Origin of the sequence: Methylobacterium sp. C1 (assembly GCF_001854385.1) — a bacterium.
Lineage (GTDB): Bacteria > Pseudomonadota > Alphaproteobacteria > Rhizobiales > Beijerinckiaceae > Methylobacterium > Methylobacterium radiotolerans.
Window position 1 is genome coordinate 5000339 of record NZ_CP017640.1, and the last position, 15849, is coordinate 5016187.

Here is a 15849-nt window from a genome sequence, read left to right on the forward strand (position 1 = left end):
CTGTGGAACCCTTTCTCCGTGGTCGCCGTTGCTGGGTTCGATTGAAGTCAGGAGGCTCACCAATGCGGACCATCATTCTCTCGGGTGCCCTGCTCGCGGCCCTGTGCGGCGCGGCGAGCGCCGAGGACACCACGGTCATCCGCCGCGACGGGCCCGCCGTCGTCGACCACCGCGACACCACGGTCGAGCGCCGGGAGGTCACCACCGGCAGCGTCGATTGCGGCTCCAAGACCGTCCACAAGGAGGACGGCATGGGCAACTCCAAGACCGTCCACAAGGAAGGCTGCAACTGATCCCCGGCGGCCAGACGCGACCTGACGACCCTGGAGATCTCAGCATGACGAGCAAGCTTCTTCTGTCGCTGGCGACCGCCGGCCTCCTCGCCCTCCCGGTGGCCGCCCAGGCGCAGGGCACCCTGCGGGGCGCGGCCGAGGGCGCCGAGGCCGGATCGGCCGCGGCCGGACCGGTCGGCGGCATCGTCGGCGGCGCGGTCGGCGCGGCGACCGGCACGGTGGGCGGCATCCTGGGCGTCGACGACCGCCCGCGGTTCCGCAGCTACGTCCGCGAGCGCGGCGCGCGCTCCTACAGCTGGGGCGGCCCGGTCCGGGTCGGCACCGTGCTGCCGGAGGACAGCGTCACCTACTACGACGTGCCCAGCGAGTACCGGGTGCGGCCGGGCTACCGCTACACCATCGTGAACGACCAGCCCGTCCTGGTCGATCGCGGCCACCGCATCGTCGAGGTCATCGACTGATCGGAGGGGCGCCGGGATCCCGGCGCTCCGTCAGGCAGGACGGCCCGCCCGGCATCGCCGCGGCGGGCCGTCGCGCGTGCGGCGGGCCGTGCCGGACGAGGAGACGAGATCGCGCGTCTCGCGCGGGCACGGGCGCTGGAGACGAGGCGCGACGGACCCCCTCTCCCGGGTGGGAGAGGGCCGGGTGAGGGACGAGAAGTAGCAGGATCGAGCGCCCCGTCGCCGTTCAGCCGAAGTCGAGACTTTCTCGGTGAGGCCGCATCCCTCACCCTGTCCCTCTCCCGCACGGGAGAGGGGACCCGCGGCCGGTCCTGAAGCCGCTGCCGACACGGACGGGCGGATCCGACGGCCCGCCGCGAGGGCGCGGCCGGTCGCGGCGGGAGCGGCCCCCGCCTCACCCCCGCGTGAGCACCAGTTCCGGCAGGTGCAGGGTGATCCGGTAGGCGGAGGCGTCGTGACTGCGCGTGACGCGCGCCTCGAGCTGGCGCAGGGACATCTCCACCAGCAGGGTGCCGAAGCCCCGGCCCGGCCGCGGCTCGGCGACGCGGGCCACGCGCTCGCACCAGTCCAGGACGAGCCCGTCCGCCTGCCGGTCCCAGGTGACGGACAGCGCGCCGTCGTCGGACCCGAGCGCGCCGTACTTCACCGAGTTCGTCGCCCACTCGTGCAGGATCATCGCCAGCGACGACACGTGCCGCCAGTTGATCGCCACGAGGGGACCCTCGATCACCGTGGGGACGTGGTCGCGGTACGGGCGCAGGGTCGCGCCGATCAGGCCCGCGAGGTCGCTCATGCCCTGGCCGTCGGACGGGTCGGCCAGGGAATGCGCCCGCCCGAGCGCCGAGATGCGGTCGCGCATGTCGGTGGCGAAGACGCCGATCTCCCGGTGCGTGCGGGCGCCCGCCGAGATCATGCCGCCGATGATCGCGAACAGGTTCTTCACCCGGTGGTTCATCTCCCGCAGCATCAGGTCGCGGGTCTCGGCGAGCGCGTATTCGGGCGACACGTCGATGCAGACGCCGACGATCCGCTTCCGGTCGCCGCTCCGGGTCAGGCGCCCGTAGCTGCGGATGTGCCGCGGCGCGTGGTCGGCGGCGCGCACGCGGATGCGCGCCTCGAACTCGTCCAGGCCGTGCGCCGCCTCGGACAGCGCCGCCTCGAAGCCGGGACGGTCCTCGGGCAGCACGCTGGCCGCCAGGGCCGCGGTGGGGTGCGGGGCGTCGGGAGCGAGGCCGAACATCGTGCCGGCGGTGCTGTCGACCACGACGGTCCCGGCATCCGGGCTGTATTCCCAGACGCCGATGCCCCCGGCCTTCACGGCCAGTTCCAGCCGCTCGCGCTCCGCGGCGAGCTGGCGCTCCAGCGACAGCGCCTCGGTGATGTCGGTGAGCACCAGGGTGGCGCCGTCGACGCTGCCGTTCTGCAGGCGGTAGGGCAGCACCCGCAGCGAGAGCGTGCGCTCCCCGTCCCGGGTGGCGACGCGCCGCTGGATCACCGAGCCGCCGGCGCAGACCTCCCGGGCGTCGTGCAGGTACTCGTGCCCGGCGAGCCGGCTCGACACGTCGGCGAGGGGGCGGCCGCGATCGCCCGGCTGAAGCGGGAAGATCGTGGTGGCCGCCGTGGTGAAGCTGCGCACCTTCAGCTCGCGGTCGAGCACCACGACGGCGAGGTCGGTGGATTCGAAGAAGTTGCGCAGGTCGGCATTGGCGATGGTCAGCTGCTCGACCTTGATCTTCAGCTCGTCGTTGACCGTGGACAGCTCCTCGTTCGTCGACTGGAGCTCCTCGTTCATCGACATCATTTCTTCGTTGGAGCTCTTCAGCTCCTCGTTCGTCGTCTCCAGCTCCTCGACCGCCGAGCGCAGCTTGTAGCGGGTGCGCAGCAGCTCCTCTTCCAGCGCCTCGACGTGGTCGCCGCCGGCATCCATCTCGATCAGGTCGAGGTCGTCCGCCGCCCGGAAGGCGCCGGTGTCGCGCACGACCAGGAGCATCGAGCCGTCGGGCAGGGGATCGCAGATCAGCTCGACCGGCTGGACGCCGTATTCCGAGCGGATCTCCACGTCGCGGACGACCACGCGCTTGCGCACGTCCCGGGTCTGGCGGAGCAGCGGGCCGATGACGTCGCGCAGGCCCGGGCGCGCGAGGGTGATCGCGCTGGTGCCGCCGGTCCGGGTCACCGGGAAGTCGAAGTAGCGGCTCAGGCGCCCGTAGGCGGCGATGATGCCGCCATCCTCGTTGAGCACCATGCTGGGCGGGGCGTAGCGCTCCATGACGCGGCGCACCGCCACGGTCTCGTCGGCGATCGAGGGCTCGCCGCGGCGCTCCTCGCGGCCGCCGCGCCGGACCTCGCCCCGGCGCGCGCTCCCGGGCAGGTCGATCGGGTATTGCGGCGCGCCCGGCGGCCGCTCGAACAGGCGGGCATGCTGGTCGATGACGGGGAAGAGGTGCTCGAACCGGCTGACGCTCTCCGAGGGGCCGAGGAACAGGTAGCCCCCCGGCCGGACCGCGTAGTGGAACAGCGGCACCACCGATTGCTGGAGGCGCTCGTCGAAGTAGATCAGCAGGTTGCGGCAGGACAGGAGGTCGACCCGCGAGAAGGGCGGGTCCTTGACCAGGCTGTGGCTGGAGAAGCGGATCAGGTCGCGGATCTCGGCCGCGACGGTGAAGCGCTCGGCGTGGAGGACGACGTAGCGCTCCCGCAGATGGGCCGGGATGTCGGCGAGCGCGGCGGCCGGGTAGGTCGCCTCCCGGGCGATCTGGAGCATGCGCTCGTCGATGTCGGTGGCGAAGATCTGGACCGCCAGCGGCACGCCGAGGCGGCGCGCGGCGTCGGCGAACAGCATGGCGATGCTGTAGGCCTCCTCGCCGCTGGAGCAGCCCGGGATCCAGACCCGGATGTCCTCCTCGGGATCGCGGGTGCGCAGCAGGGGTTCCACCACCCGCTCCCGGAGGAGCTCGAACATCTCGGCGTCGCGGAAGAACCGGGTGACGTTGATGAGGAGGTCGCGGAACAGCGCCTCGCACTCGGTCTTGTCGGCCCGGACGCGGCCCAGATAGGCCCGGCCGGACTCGAGCCCGAGCACGTGCATGCGCCGCTCGACCCGCCGGACCAGGGTGGTCCGCTTGTAGCCGGAGAAGTCGTGGCCCACCGCGGCGCGGATGACCCGGCAGAGGTCGTCGATGTGGTCGGCGACGAGGCGGGCCTCGTCGTCGACGCCGTCGGTGCCGCGGCGGCGGAAGAAGCTCGTGAGGCAGTCCACGATCTCGCCCGGCGGCCGCACGAAGTCGACGAGGCTGGTCCCGACCGCCGAGAGCGGCATGCCGTCGTAGCGGGCGGTGTCGGGCTGCTGCACCACGCAGACGCCGCCGTGCTCCTTGATCGCCCGCAGGCCGGTCGTGCCGTCGGCCCCCGTGCCCGACAGGATCACGCAGGCGGCGTTGGCCTGCTGGTCGACCGCGAGCGACAGGAAGAAGTCGTCGATGGGCCGGCGCAGGCCCCGCGGCTGGACGAAATGGGTCAGTTCGAGGACGCCGTTCTGGATGACGAGGCCCCGCCCGGGCGGGATGATGTAGACCTTGTCGCCCGCGATCCGCTCCCCGCCCTCGCACTGCAGCACCTCCAGCTCGGTCTGCCGGTCGAGGAGCTGCGCCAGCATGCTCTCGTGGTTGGGGTCGAGGTGCTGGACGATGACGAAGGCCATGCCGGTCGGCGGCCGGGCGCGCGCCAGCATCTCCCGCAGGGCCTCGAGCCCCCCCGCCGAGGCACCGATTCCCACGACGGGCCCGGCGAAGGGCGGGGCGGTCACCGTCCCGGCGCCGTCCAGGACCTCCGAGGCCTCGCCTCCGGGGGCGTTAAGGAAATCCTGGTGCATCGAGATCCGCGAGCGTGAGCTTGGCCTGCGCGACCGTGGCGACCGTGTTGGCGATCGTCATCAGCGAGCCCTCGATGACGAGCCCGCTCTCCGCAAGCGTCGGGGTCAGCCGGGTCAAGGTCCGGCCGAGTTCCGTATCGTAGGCGGAAAGCAACTCGGGTTGCGAGCGGCTGACATCGAATTGGGATGCGAAAAGAAAGCGCACCTCGCCCGAGAGCGCCCTCAGTTTGGACATGTACAGCAGGTTGACGAAGGGCTTCCCGTCCTTGCGGAAATTCAGGATCGGCGTGCGCACCGTGTCCTGCCGGTCGTTCTCCAGGAAGGCGTGGATCTTGGCCCGCGCCTCCCGGTTGTCGGCGTCGCGCTGGAGGAGGCGGCAATTGCGCCCGACGACCTCCGCGCCCGTGTAGCCGGTGAGCTCGTGGAACCGCTCGTTCACCAGGAGCAGGACGTTGTCGTCGCCCGCCGCCGCCAGGGCCAGGGCGATGTGGGATTTCGCGAAGAAGGTCGTGAGTTCGGCCGGGATGGTCTGCGTGTCCACGGTAGGTTCCCTGTCGCCTCCGTTGGCGCGGTCCTGCTGGTTCGCTCCCGGGTCCGCCCGACCGACGGGCACCGTGCCGAGGACGCCCGCGAGGACGCCCGCGACGACGCCCTCATGGGCGCGCCGGCGCGGTATGGCAATGACGCGCGGGCCGGCGAACCCGTTCCGCGCGGGCCTGCGACGCCGTGTGCCCGGGGGCACCGCCGGCCCGGGCCGCCGGACCTCAGCCCTCGCCGCCGATGATGCCGCGGATGCGGGTGGCGAGCGCCTCCAGGGCGAAGGGCTTCGTCATCACCTGCATCCCGGGCCCGAGATGGCCGTGGTTGAGGGCGGCGTTCTCGGCGTAGCCGGTGATGAACAGGACCTTCAGGTCCGGGCGGTGCTGGCGGCCGGCATCGGCCATCTGGCGGCCGTTCATGCCGCCGGGCAGCCCGACATCGGTGATGAGCATGTCGATGCGCACGTCCGACTGGAGCACCTTCAGCCCCGAGGCGCCGTCCGCCGCCTCGATCGCCGCGTAGCCGAGATCCTCCAGCACCTCGGTCACCAGCATCCGCACGGTCGGCTCGTCGTCCACCACCAGGACCGTCTCGCCCTGCTCGGCGCGGGGCGCGTGGGCGAGGTCCGGCAGGCTCACCTCGGCCTCCGCCTCGCCGAGATGGCGGGGCAGGTAGAGGCAGACCATCGTGCCCTGGCCGACCTCCGAGTAGATCCGGACCTGCCCGCCCGACTGCTTGGCGAAGCCGTAGATCATCGACAGGCCGAGGCCGGTGCCCTCGCCGATCGGCTTGGTGGTGAAGAACGGGTCGAAGGCCTTGGCGACCACGTCGGGGGTCATGCCGGTGCCGTTGTCCGAGACGCAGAGCGTCACGTACTGCCCCGGCTCCAGCTCGCGTTCCTGGGCGGCCCGGTGGTCGAGCCAGCGGTTGGCGGTCTCGATGACGATGCGCCCGCCCGCCGGCATCGCGTCCCGGGCGTTGATGCACAGGTTGAGCAGCGCGTTCTCGAGCTGGCTCGGGTCGACCAGCGTCGGCCACAGGCCGCCGGCCCCGACCGACTCGATCGCCACCGACGGGCCGACCGTGCGGCGGACGAGCTCCATCATGCCCTCGACCAGGCGGTTCGCGTCCGTCGGCTTCGGGTCGAGGGTCTGGCGGCGCGAGAAGGCCAGCAGGCGGTGGGTCAGGGCGGCGGCGCGCTTGGCCGCGCCCTGCGCCGCGCCGATGTAGCGGTCGAGGTCGCCGACCCGCCCCTGCAGCATCCGGGTCTGCATCAGCTCCAGCGAGCCGACGATCCCGGCCAGCATGTTGTTGAAGTCGTGGGCGAGCCCGCCGGTGAGCTGGCCGACCGCCTCCATCTTCTGCGACTGGCGCAGGGCCTCCTCGGCGCGCATCAGCTCGGCCGTCCGCTCGGCGACCCGCTGCTCCAGGGTCTCGTTGAGGCTGCGCAGCGCCGCGGCGACGCGGTCCCGCTCGGCCTCGACGGCGCGGCGCTCGTCCACGTCGATCAGGACCCCGGGGAAGCTCAGGGGCGTGCCGTCGGGCGCGTGGTCGACGCGGCCGTTGGCCTCCAGCCAGTAATAGTGCCCGTCGGCGCGGCGCACCCGGTACTGGTGCGCGTAGGCGCCGCCCCGGGCGACGGCCGCGTTGATGGCGGCCGCCAGCCCGGCCTGGTCGTCCGGGTGCACGGTCGCGACGATCCGGGCGAGCGGGATGCCGTCCCGGCCGAGCGCCGGGTCGAGGCCGAAGCTGCGGGCGAAGCCCTCGTCGACCGTGAACCGGTCGCTCGGCAGGTCCCAGTGCCACGTGCCGATGATGGCGCCCGCCGCGAGGGCGAGCTGCACGCGCTCGATGTTGGTCCGGGCGAGCGCCTCGCTGGTGCGCAGGGCGTCCTCCGCCTGCCGGCGCGCCGTGATGTCCCGGAACAGCACCGAGACCTGGCGCCGGCTCGCCGGCCCGATCCGGGCGGCCGAGACGTCGATGAAGCGGTCGGCCTGGGCGAAGAAGCGCTCGAACCGGATCGGGAGTCCGGAGCGCAGCACGCCGCCGTAGAGTTCGAGCCAGGCCTCCGCGTCCGCGGCCGACACGAGGTCGCGCAGCGTCCGCCCGACGATGCCGGCGATGCCGGTGTGGCGCTCGTAGCCGGGATTGGCCTCGACGTGGACGTAGTCGCTCAGCGGGCCGTGCGGGCCGTCGAAGAACTCGATGATGCAGAAGCCGTCGTCGATGGCCTCGAACAAGGTCCGGTAGCGCTCCTCGCCGGCGCGCAGGGCGTCGCGGGCCTCCCGCTGCTCGGTGATGTCGCGCGCCACCCCGGAGAACCGCACCGGCCGCCCCGCGGCGTCGCGCTCGATCTCCCCCTGCCGGGCGATCCAGCGGATCTCCCCGGTATCCGGCCGCCGGATCCGGTAGGCGACGTCCCGCGGGGCGTCGCCGCGGCGCCGGCTCGCCGCCGTCGAGATGAGCGCCTGGTCCTCCGGCAGGATCAGCGCCTCGACCAGCTCGGCCGGGTAGGTGTCGCGCTCCGGCAGCCCGTAGAGCCGGCAGAATTGCGGGGTCGGGTGCAGGAGCCCGTCGTCGACCCCGACGGTGAACAGGCCGATCCCGCCCGCCTCCTGCGCCCGCAGCAGGCGCGCCTCGGCCTCCCGGAGGGCCCGGCCGGTCCTGTCCGAGTCCGCGGGGGGCTGCGGGAGCGGCCGGGCGTCCTCCCGCGCGGCGGCCGCCCGCGCCCGGAGGCCGGCGGCTTCCTCTTCCAGCGCGCGGGCGCGCCGCAGGAGCGCCTCGGTCCCCGTCTCGTCCACGCTCAGCGTCCGTGCGTCGCGACCGCGTCCCCCGCCGGCCGCGCGGGGCGGTCGGGGCGGATCGCCGGGGCTGGGAGGGCGGGTGATACGGGCACGGGGCTGGCGCTGCGACAGAGTGGCGGGTCGTGGACGCCTTCTGCCGGAAACGGACCTCGGACGCCACGGCAACCGACCACAACGCGCGGAAACCGCTGAGGCTGCCTCGGAGGCCCCGGCGGCCCCGAGACCGGCGGGCGTGCGTCCCGGTGATGGGGCCGCCGGCTACGGCTCGGCGAGGCGGCAGGTGGCGCTGCTCGCGCGGGGCCAGCCGTAGTAGATCGTCTCGGCCTGCACGTCGGCGAGGCCCACGACCTCCGGCACCGAGGCCCGCTGGGTGTCGAGCACCGCCCCGCCGGCTCCGGTGAAGGTGCACAGGACGGTCACGTTCGTCGCGAGGTCCGGGCCGGTGTTGCGCAGGTTGACCATCGCCCGCTGCGGCTCGTGCGAGTCCGGCGGCGTGTGCAGCCGGGTCTCCCGCAGGACCAGGGCGGCGTCGGCCCGCGCCGGCGGGGCGAAGGCGACGATCAGGCCGGCAGCCAGGAAGGCGGCGGCCCGCCGCGACGACTGCATCCTGCGCATGGTCGGTCCATCCTATCGTCGTGCCGGGTCACGGTGCCGGGTCTCGGACCCGGCACCCGCCTCGATCCAACTTGTAACCCCGGATCCCGGTTCGCCGTCAGCCGCCGCGCGCCGAACGCAACGCCGCGCCTGAGACAGGCTGAACCGGCCTCAGTTGCGCAGCGGCTTGGCGTCGATCTGCATCCGGTAGATCGTCGTCGGGAACTTGACCGCCGAGGCCGCGCCGCCGCTCATCGCCGGCGTGCGGTTCATCTGCGCCGCCGGGATCCACAGGCCGCCCTGCTCGTCGATCCACATCGCGTCGACCCAGACGAGCCGGGGGTCCTGCACCAGCGTGCTCATCGTCCCGTCCGGCGCGATCTTGAGGATCCGCAGGCCGTCCGTGTCGCTCGCGTAGATGGTGCCCGCCGCGTCGATGGCGGTGCCGCCGGTCGCCACCGTGGCGGCGTGGAGCTTCACGTGCTCGGCGCGCTCGGCGTCGCTCACGGCGGCGTCGTCGAGGTACCGGGTCTCGATGCTGTAGAGCGGCCCGGTGCACGCCTGGTAGTAGAAGGTCTTCCCGTCCGGCGAGACTTCCAGTTGGTCCGCGTGGATGAACAGCAGCTTGTCCTTGTCGTCCCGGAGCACCCGGCCCTGACCGGTCAGCGGGCGCTGCGCGATGGTCGACCAGTGGCCGTCGAGCACCCGCCGCAGGCCGCCGGTCTCGCGGTCGAGGACGATCAGACCGGGCTGGCCGGCATCCGTCAGGTAGATGTGGCCGCCGTTGAAGCGGAAATCGTCGATGAAGCTCTTCTCGGTGGTCGCCGCCTGCAGCGGGTAGACCTTACGAACGGTGTTCGTGGCGAGGTCGATCTGCACGAGCTTCGGGCCGCCCGGCAGCGGCGCCGCGCCCATGCCGGGCGCGCCCTTGTCGACCACCCAGAGGTCCCCGTCCGGGCCGATCCGGATGGCGTTGACCGCCACGAAGGCCTTGGCCGGGTCGTCGCCCGTCTTCCAGGCGTTCCAGGCCGCGTCGGGGAACGGCACCGCCTTGCCGTCCCGCCACTCGCCGAGTTCGATCCCCGAATCCTTGCTCTGCCGCTGGAACGGCGAGAACAGCCGGCCGTCCGAGGACCGGGTGATGCCGTTGAAGACGAGGTCGTTGGATTCCACCATCGGCTTCAGGGCGTCGGATCCGGCCGGCGCCTCGGCGGCGCGGCCGGGCGTGCCCAGGCCGGTTGCCAGCAGGAGGGCGAGGAGCGTGGCGCGCATGGTGGGATCCCGGTCCGGCGGTGAAGCGTCTCGCCCGGTAAGTCCGCGGGACGCGCGGTGTTCCGGGCCGACCCCATCGGCCGCAGCCGAACCGCCAGCGCGCGGGCCGCGCCGGGGACGCCTGCGACGCTTCGCCGGGGCTGGATCCCGCCGATTTGAGAACATATAGTGAACAGACGGTGAGCGCCGCGCGGGGCGGCCGAGGAGGAGCGAGGGATGGCCAAGTACCGGTTCCACTGCACCAACGGCCTCGAATGCGTGTTCGACGCCCGCGGCACCGAGGTCCGCGCGACGGCACGCCTCGTCGACCGGGCCCGGAAGGTCGCCTCCGACGTGCGGCAGTCGCTGGCCAACCGCACCGACTGGGCCGAGTGGCGGGTGAGCGTGCACGACCTCTCGGGCCGGCGGGTCCTGGTGCAGCCCTTCGTGCAGCCCTTCGAGAAGGCGTCGGGTCGCGCCAGGGCGGCCTGAATGGCGGCGCCGATCAAGACGGCCCGCCCGGGACCGCTCCCGGGCGCGGAGGCGACCGCCGCGGAGGCGGATCGGACGATCCGCCCTCTGAGCCTGTCGGAGTTCATCGGTCAGCGTGCGGCGCGTGCGAACATGCAGGTGTTCATCGAGGCTGCGAAGAAGACCGGTCAGGCGCTCGACCACGTGCTGTTCGTCGGTCCGCCGGGGCTGGGCAAGACGACGCTGGCCCAGATCGTGGCGCGCGAGCTGGGCGTGAACTTCCGCTCGACCTCCGGGCCGGTGATCGCCAAGGCCGGCGACCTGGCCGCGCAGCTCACCAACCTGGAGGAGCGCGACGTCCTGTTCATCGACGAGATCCACCGGCTCAACCCGGCGGTCGAGGAGATCCTCTACCCGGCCATGGAAGATTACCAGCTCGACCTGATCATCGGCGAGGGCCCGGCGGCGCGCTCGGTCAAGATCGAGCTGCCGAAGTTCACCCTGGTCGGCGCCACGACGCGGGCGGGGCTGCTGACGACGCCGCTGCGCGACCGGTTCGGGATCCCGATCCGGCTGGAGTTCTACGAGATCGACGAGCTGGAGCAGATCGTGGCGCGCGGCGCGCGGGTCCTGGGCTTGGGCATGTCGGCGGAGGGCGCCAACGAGATCGCCCGGCGGGCGCGGGGCACGCCGCGGATCGCGGGGCGGCTGTTGCGGCGGGTGCGGGATTTCGCGGTCGTGGCGGAGGCCGAGACGGTGACGCGGGCGATCGCCGACCGGGCGCTGCAGCTCCTGGACGTGGACGGGGCGGGTCTGGACGTGATGGACCGCAAGTACCTGAGCCTGATCGCGCGCGCGTTCGGGGGCGGCCCGGTGGGGATCGAGACCATCGGCGCGGCCTTGTCGGAGCCGCGCGACGCCATCGAGGACATCATCGAGCCCTACCTGATCCAGCGCGGCTTCGTGCAGCGCACGCCCCGCGGCCGCGTCCTCACACGACACGCCTACCGGCATCTCGGCCTGCCGGAGCCCGAGGCGGCCGCGGTCGCGGCCTGAGCGCCGGCCGAATTGCCGGACCCCGCGGCCGGCCCTAGCTTCCCTCCGCACGGCGGAGGCGCCCGCGATGATCGATCTGTACGCCTGGAACACCCCCAACGGCCGGAAGATCAGCGTGGCGCTGGAGGAGATGGCGCTGCCCTACCGGGTCATCCCGGTCGACATCACCCAGGGCGCGCAGCACGCGCCGGACTTCCTGGCGATCAGCCCGAACAACCGCATCCCCGCCATCGTCGATCCGGACGGGCCGGACGGGTCGCCGATCCCGGTCTTCGAGTCCGGCGCGATCCTGCTCTACCTCGCCGAGAAGACCGGCCGCTTCCTGCCCGAGGACCGGCGGCAGCGCGTCGCCGCCCTGGAATGGCTGATGTGGCAGATGGGCGGCTTCGGGCCCATGCCCGGCCAGGTTCACCACTTCCTGACCGTCGCCGAGGCCGACCGCGCCTACGGGCTCGCCCGCTACAGCACGGAGACGCACCGGCTCTACGGCGTGCTGGACCGGCGCCTCGCGCAGGTCGCGTACGTCGCGGGACCGCTCTCGGTGGCGGATTTCGCGATCCTCGGCTGGGCGTGGCGCCACGAGCGCCATCAGGTCGACCTCGCCGACTACCCGCAGGTCCGGCGCTGGTACGACCGGATGATGGCGCGCCCCGCCGTGCAGCGGGGCTTCGCCGTCGCGCTGAGCTGAGGCGGGGCGTCCCTGGTCCGGCGCTTGCGACGCGGAGGTCCACCGTTCGGGGAGTGACGATGAGGCGACGCACCTTCCTCGCCGCCGGGGCCGCGGCCCTGGCGGCCCCGGCCGTCGGGCGGGCGCAGGGCGCCCGGGTCCTGCGCATGGTCCCCCAGGCGAACGTCACCTCGATCGATCCGATCTGGACGACCGCGATCGTCACCCGCAACCACGCCTACGTGATCTACGACACGCTGTTCGGCCTCGACGCCGAGCTGCGGCCGCGGCCGCAGATGGCGGCCGGCCTCAAGGTCGAGCAGGACGGGCGCCGGGTGACGATCCCCCTGCGCGCGGGCCTGCGCTTCCACGACGGCACGCCGGTCCTGGCGCGGGACTGCGTCGCCAGCATCCGGCGCTGGGCGGCGCGCAACGGCTTCGGCCAGACCCTGATGGCCGCCACCGACGAACTCGCCCACGACGGCGACACCGATATCGTGTTCCGCCTGAAGGCGCCGTTCCCGCTCCTGCCCCAGGCGCTGGCGAGCGTCAGCCAGCCGGCCTTCGTCATGCCCGAGCGGATCGCCCAAACCGATCCGTTCAAGCAGATCACCGACGCCACCGGCTCCGGGCCGTTCCGCTGGAAGGCCGACGAGTTCAACTCGGGCAGCCTGATGGTCTACGAGCGCCACCCCGGTTACGTGCCGGCGCCCGGGACGCCGAGCCTGACGGCGGGCGGCAAGGTCGCCCATTTCGACCGGATCGAGTGGCGGATCATCGCCGACGGCGCCACCGCGGCGGCGGCCCTGCAGAACGGCGAGATCGACTGGTACGAGCAGCCGCCGCCCGAGCTCCAGCAGCTGCTCGCCCGCAACCGCGACATCGTGGTGGAGGGCCTCGACCGGCTCACCAACCCGGCGATCCTGCGGATGAACCACCTGCAGCCGCCCTTCGACGACGTCGCGGTGCGCCGGGCGGTGCTGCCGGCGATCGTCCAGAGCGACTTCATGGCGGCGATCGTCGGCGACGATCCGGCCACCTACGACGACCGCTGCGGGATCTTCACGCCGGGCACGCCGATGGCGAGCCAGGCCGGCCTGGAGGCGCTGACCGGGCCGCGCAGCCTGGAGGCGGCCCGGGCGGCGCTCAAGGCCTCGGGCTACGACGGGGCGAAGATCCGGCTGATCGGCCCCACCGACATCCTGGCGCCGTCGGCGCTGACCCAGGTCGCGGCCGACCTGCTCCCCCGGATCGGCTTCAACGTCGACCTGGCCCTGAGCGACTGGGGCACGGTGATCCAGCGGCGCGTCTCGCGCGAGCCCGTCGAGAAGGGCGGCTGGTCGGTGCTGCTCACGACCTTCTCGTCCTTCGACAACGCCGACCCCGCCGCCCTCCAGCCGCTCCGGGCCAACGGGCCGAACGCGTGGTTCGGCTGGCCGTCGGTGCCGCGGCTGGAGGCGCTGCGGACCGCGTGGTTCGCGGCCTCCGACGCGGAGGCGCGCCGGGCGATCTGCGCCGACATGCAGCGGATCGCCCTCGAGGAGGTCGTGTTCGTGCCGGTCGGCTCCTACCGCTCGATGACGTCCTACCGGCGCGACCTGACGGGCCGCCTCCCGGGCTTCCCGATCCTCTGGAACCTCCGGCGCGCCTGAGGGCGCGGCTCCGCCGCGCGCCGGGGCCGCCTCAGGCCCTCCGGCGCACCGTGCCGGCCTCTGCCTCTGCTTCCGCCGCGCCCTCGCGCTCCAGCCGCTCCAGCAGGTCGCCGAGGGGCATCGGGCGGCCGATGTGGTAGCCCTGGGCGTAGCGGCTGCCGTGCCGCCGCGCCACGTCCAGCTGGGCCTGCGTCTCGATTCCCTCGACGATCCCGTCGAGGCCGAGGTTGCGGCACAGGTCCAGGATCGCGGAGACGAGGCTGCAGCCCCGGTCCGTGTCGATGTCGGCCATGAAGCCGCGGTCGATCTTGATCTTGTCCAGGGGCAGGCGGTGGACGTAGCCCAGGCTGGAATAGCCGGTCCCGAAATCGTCCAGGGCGATCTTGATGCCGAGGCTGCGCAGGGTGGTGATGGCCGCCTTGGCGTGATCGAAGTCGCGCATCAGGGCGGTCTCGGTCAGTTCGAGCGTCAGGCGGCGCGGGTCGAGGCCGCTGCCCCGTACCGCCGCCAGGATCGCCAGGACGGTCTCCGGCGAGGCGAGGTCGTGGGCGGAGAGGTTGAAGGACAGGCCGGTCCCGGGCGGCAGCCGCGCGCCGTCGGCGAGCGCCTTGCGCAGGAGCAGGAGCGTCACCGTGTGGATCATGCCGCAGCGCTCGGCGGCCGCGATGAACCGGTCCGGCGCGACGCGGCCCAGCGTCGGGCTCGTCCAGCGCGCCAGACCCTCCACGAAGGCGGTCCGGCCCGTCTCGAGGTCGAGGACCGGCTGGTAGTGCAGCACCATCTCGGCGGCGAGATCCGCCGTCCGCAGGGCCGTCTCCACCGCCTGCTCGGCGCGGATCGCGTCTTTGTGCTCCTGCGAGAACAGGGTCGTCGCGCCGCGGCGCTGCTCCTTGGAGTGGTAGAGCGCGTAGTCGGCGCGGTCGAACAGGGCGTCGGCGTCGTGCGAGATCCGGCAGGGCAGGGCGAGCCCGCCCGAGCAGCCCGTGACGACCCGGATGTCGCCGATCTGGATCGGCTGCTGCAGCGCCGTGCAGACGCCGTCGCAGAAGGCGAGCGCCGCCGCGGCCGAATCCGGCGCGCGCAGCAGCACGCCGAACTCGTCGCCCCCCAGCCGCGTCACCACCGCGTCGGCGCCCGCGAAGCCCGCGAGGCGCCGGCCGGCCTCCGCCAGGACCCGGTCGCCGACATTGTGCCCGTAGGTGTCGTTGATCGGCTTGAAGCGGTCGAGGTCGAAGATCGCCAGGGCGAAGGGTGTCTCCGTTCCCGCGGACGACCGGATCGCCTCGTCGAGCTTCTGGAAGAAGTAGCGCCGGTTGGGCAGGCCGGTCAGGCTGTCCGTCTGGGCGAGGCGCGCGTTCTCCTCCGAGAGCCGGCTCGCCACGGCCTGGGACGCGACGAGGTCGACGAAGGCCCGGTAGTTGGTGTTGAGGATGCGGACCATCACCGCCGTGACGAAGGCCGTGTTGGCGGCGATGGCCAGGAAGACGTCGTTCCCGCTGGTCACGCAGCAGAACAGGAACACGCTCATGACGATGCCGGTCACCAGGAAGGCCGCGACCGGCAGGTGCGTCAGGCAGAAGATGCAGGCGATCACCGTGACGGCCACGAAGATCGCCACGTGGCCCTGCTCGTAGGGGCCGCCGTACCGGTTCAGGACCATCGCCCAGATCACGAAGGCGACCGAGAAGAAGGCCGTGAGCACCGTGGTCAGCCGCAGGTGACGGGACGCCCGCGCTTCGCCGAACGTCTCGGGCCGCAGCCGCAGCCAGTGCGCCGCCCGCACCACGCACAGCGAGATCACGACGGCCGGGATGCCGAGCGTCAGGAAAGCGGGCGCCAGACCGTAATGCGTCACGGCGAGGGCGCCGGCATTGACCGAGAGCAGGCCGTAGAGGCTCGGGACCTGCTTCTGCAGCTCCGCGAGCTGACGCGTGGCGGTCAGGCCGCGGGCGGATGCGGTCAACGACGCGATCAGTAACGAGAGCAGATGTCTAGGACGGTTCATCGGAGCTGTGGCTGCGCTATTTTCCTATTACTATTTTTGATTGATTAAGGAGACATTTAAGCGACGAAAGAGGAAAATAGTCGTCCGGGGCCTGGCCGCGCGCTCTCGGGACCCCTTTATCGGCGATCTTCAGAAGACGTGATGGCGATCGATCGGAGTTTCGGCGACATCTGCCCTGTCTTGA

General features: G+C 72.4%; 12 protein-coding genes. 6 read left to right on the forward strand and 6 right to left on the reverse strand.

Going from position 1 to position 15849, the window contains the following annotated elements:
- Positions 1 to 62 precede the first annotated feature (62 nt).
- Both BKE41_RS23130 and BKE41_RS23135 read left to right on the forward strand, forming a co-directional pair.
- Positions 63 to 293, forward strand: a complete 231-nt coding sequence (locus BKE41_RS23130) for a hypothetical protein (protein WP_012321348.1) — start codon at positions 63 to 65, stop codon at positions 291 to 293.
- 44 nt (positions 294 to 337) lie between these two features.
- Positions 338 to 754, forward strand: coding sequence for a DUF1236 domain-containing protein (locus tag BKE41_RS23135; protein WP_012321349.1), 417 nt, complete (start codon positions 338 to 340; stop codon positions 752 to 754).
- Between the two features lie 394 nt (positions 755 to 1148).
- Here BKE41_RS23135 and BKE41_RS23140 read toward each other — a convergent pair whose 3' ends face one another.
- The 5 genes from BKE41_RS23140 to BKE41_RS23160 form a co-directional block, all read right to left on the reverse strand.
- Entirely contained in the window at positions 1149 to 4625 is a 3477-nt protein-coding gene (locus tag BKE41_RS23140) for a CheR family methyltransferase (protein WP_012321350.1), read from the reverse strand.
- A complete protein-coding gene (locus BKE41_RS23145) occupies positions 4606 to 5166 on the reverse strand; it encodes a PAS domain-containing protein (protein ID WP_024828800.1) in 561 nt (186 codons plus the stop codon). The genes BKE41_RS23140 and BKE41_RS23145 overlap by 20 nt, the downstream gene beginning before the upstream one ends.
- Before the next feature lie 223 nt (positions 5167 to 5389).
- On the reverse strand, positions 5390 to 7966 hold the full coding sequence (locus tag BKE41_RS23150) for a PAS domain-containing protein (protein ID WP_071000154.1): 2577 nt from the start codon (positions 7964 to 7966) through the stop codon (positions 5390 to 5392).
- Between the two features lie 261 nt (positions 7967 to 8227).
- Entirely contained in the window at positions 8228 to 8584 is a 357-nt protein-coding gene (locus tag BKE41_RS23155) for a hypothetical protein (protein WP_071000155.1), read from the reverse strand.
- A gap of 150 nt (positions 8585 to 8734) precedes the next feature.
- The gene (locus BKE41_RS23160) at positions 8735 to 9835 is read right to left on the reverse strand and encodes an L-dopachrome tautomerase-related protein (RefSeq protein ID WP_063111409.1); all 1101 of its coding nucleotides are present in this window, start codon (positions 9833 to 9835) and stop codon (positions 8735 to 8737) included.
- 216 nt (positions 9836 to 10051) lie between these two features.
- On the opposite strand from BKE41_RS23160, the gene BKE41_RS23165 reads away from it, so the two are divergent.
- The 4 genes from BKE41_RS23165 (at position 10052) to BKE41_RS23180 (ending at position 13660) form a co-directional block, all read left to right on the forward strand.
- Entirely contained in the window at positions 10052 to 10306 is a 255-nt protein-coding gene (locus tag BKE41_RS23165) for a hypothetical protein (protein WP_012321355.1), read from the forward strand.
- On the forward strand, positions 10307 to 11341 hold the full coding sequence (gene ruvB, locus BKE41_RS23170) for a Holliday junction branch migration DNA helicase RuvB (protein WP_071000156.1): 1035 nt from the start codon (positions 10307 to 10309) through the stop codon (positions 11339 to 11341).
- Between the two features lie 67 nt (positions 11342 to 11408).
- Positions 11409 to 12029 carry a glutathione S-transferase N-terminal domain-containing protein gene (locus BKE41_RS23175; protein WP_012321357.1) on the forward strand — a complete coding sequence of 207 codons (621 nt, stop codon included), beginning with the start codon at positions 11409 to 11411 and terminating at the stop codon, positions 12027 to 12029.
- A 59-nt stretch (positions 12030 to 12088) separates the two neighbouring features.
- Positions 12089 to 13660: an ABC transporter substrate-binding protein gene (locus tag BKE41_RS23180; protein ID WP_029361449.1), complete on the forward strand. Its 1572-nt coding sequence runs from the start codon at positions 12089 to 12091 to the stop codon at positions 13658 to 13660.
- A 31-nt stretch (positions 13661 to 13691) separates the two neighbouring features.
- Here BKE41_RS23180 and BKE41_RS23185 read toward each other — a convergent pair whose 3' ends face one another.
- On the reverse strand, positions 13692 to 15665 hold the full coding sequence (locus BKE41_RS23185; protein ID WP_012321359.1) for an EAL domain-containing protein: 1974 nt from the start codon (positions 15663 to 15665) through the stop codon (positions 13692 to 13694).
- Positions 15666 to 15849: the final 184 nt, after the last annotated feature.

What these genes read in the sequence shown, in the direction of transcription:
- BKE41_RS23180 (WP_029361449.1), top strand. Translation starts at nt 12,089, where the DNA reads ATGAGGCGACGCACCTTCCTCGCCGCCGGGGCCGCGGCCCTGGCGGCC.
- BKE41_RS23185 (WP_012321359.1), bottom strand. Translation starts at nt 15,665, where the DNA reads ATGAACCGTCCTAGACATCTGCTCTCGTTACTGATCGCGTCGTTGACC.
- BKE41_RS23165 (WP_012321355.1), top strand. Translation starts at nt 10,052, where the DNA reads ATGGCCAAGTACCGGTTCCACTGCACCAACGGCCTCGAATGCGTGTTC.
- BKE41_RS23160 (WP_063111409.1), bottom strand. Translation starts at nt 9,835, where the DNA reads ATGCGCGCCACGCTCCTCGCCCTCCTGCTGGCAACCGGCCTGGGCACG.
- BKE41_RS23175 (WP_012321357.1), top strand. Translation starts at nt 11,409, where the DNA reads ATGATCGATCTGTACGCCTGGAACACCCCCAACGGCCGGAAGATCAGC.
- ruvB (WP_071000156.1), top strand. Translation starts at nt 10,307, where the DNA reads ATGGCGGCGCCGATCAAGACGGCCCGCCCGGGACCGCTCCCGGGCGCG.
- BKE41_RS23140 (WP_012321350.1), bottom strand. Translation starts at nt 4,625, where the DNA reads ATGCACCAGGATTTCCTTAACGCCCCCGGAGGCGAGGCCTCGGAGGTC.
- BKE41_RS23130 (WP_012321348.1), top strand. Translation starts at nt 63, where the DNA reads ATGCGGACCATCATTCTCTCGGGTGCCCTGCTCGCGGCCCTGTGCGGC.
- BKE41_RS23135 (WP_012321349.1), top strand. Translation starts at nt 338, where the DNA reads ATGACGAGCAAGCTTCTTCTGTCGCTGGCGACCGCCGGCCTCCTCGCC.
- BKE41_RS23155 (WP_071000155.1), bottom strand. Translation starts at nt 8,584, where the DNA reads ATGCGCAGGATGCAGTCGTCGCGGCGGGCCGCCGCCTTCCTGGCTGCC.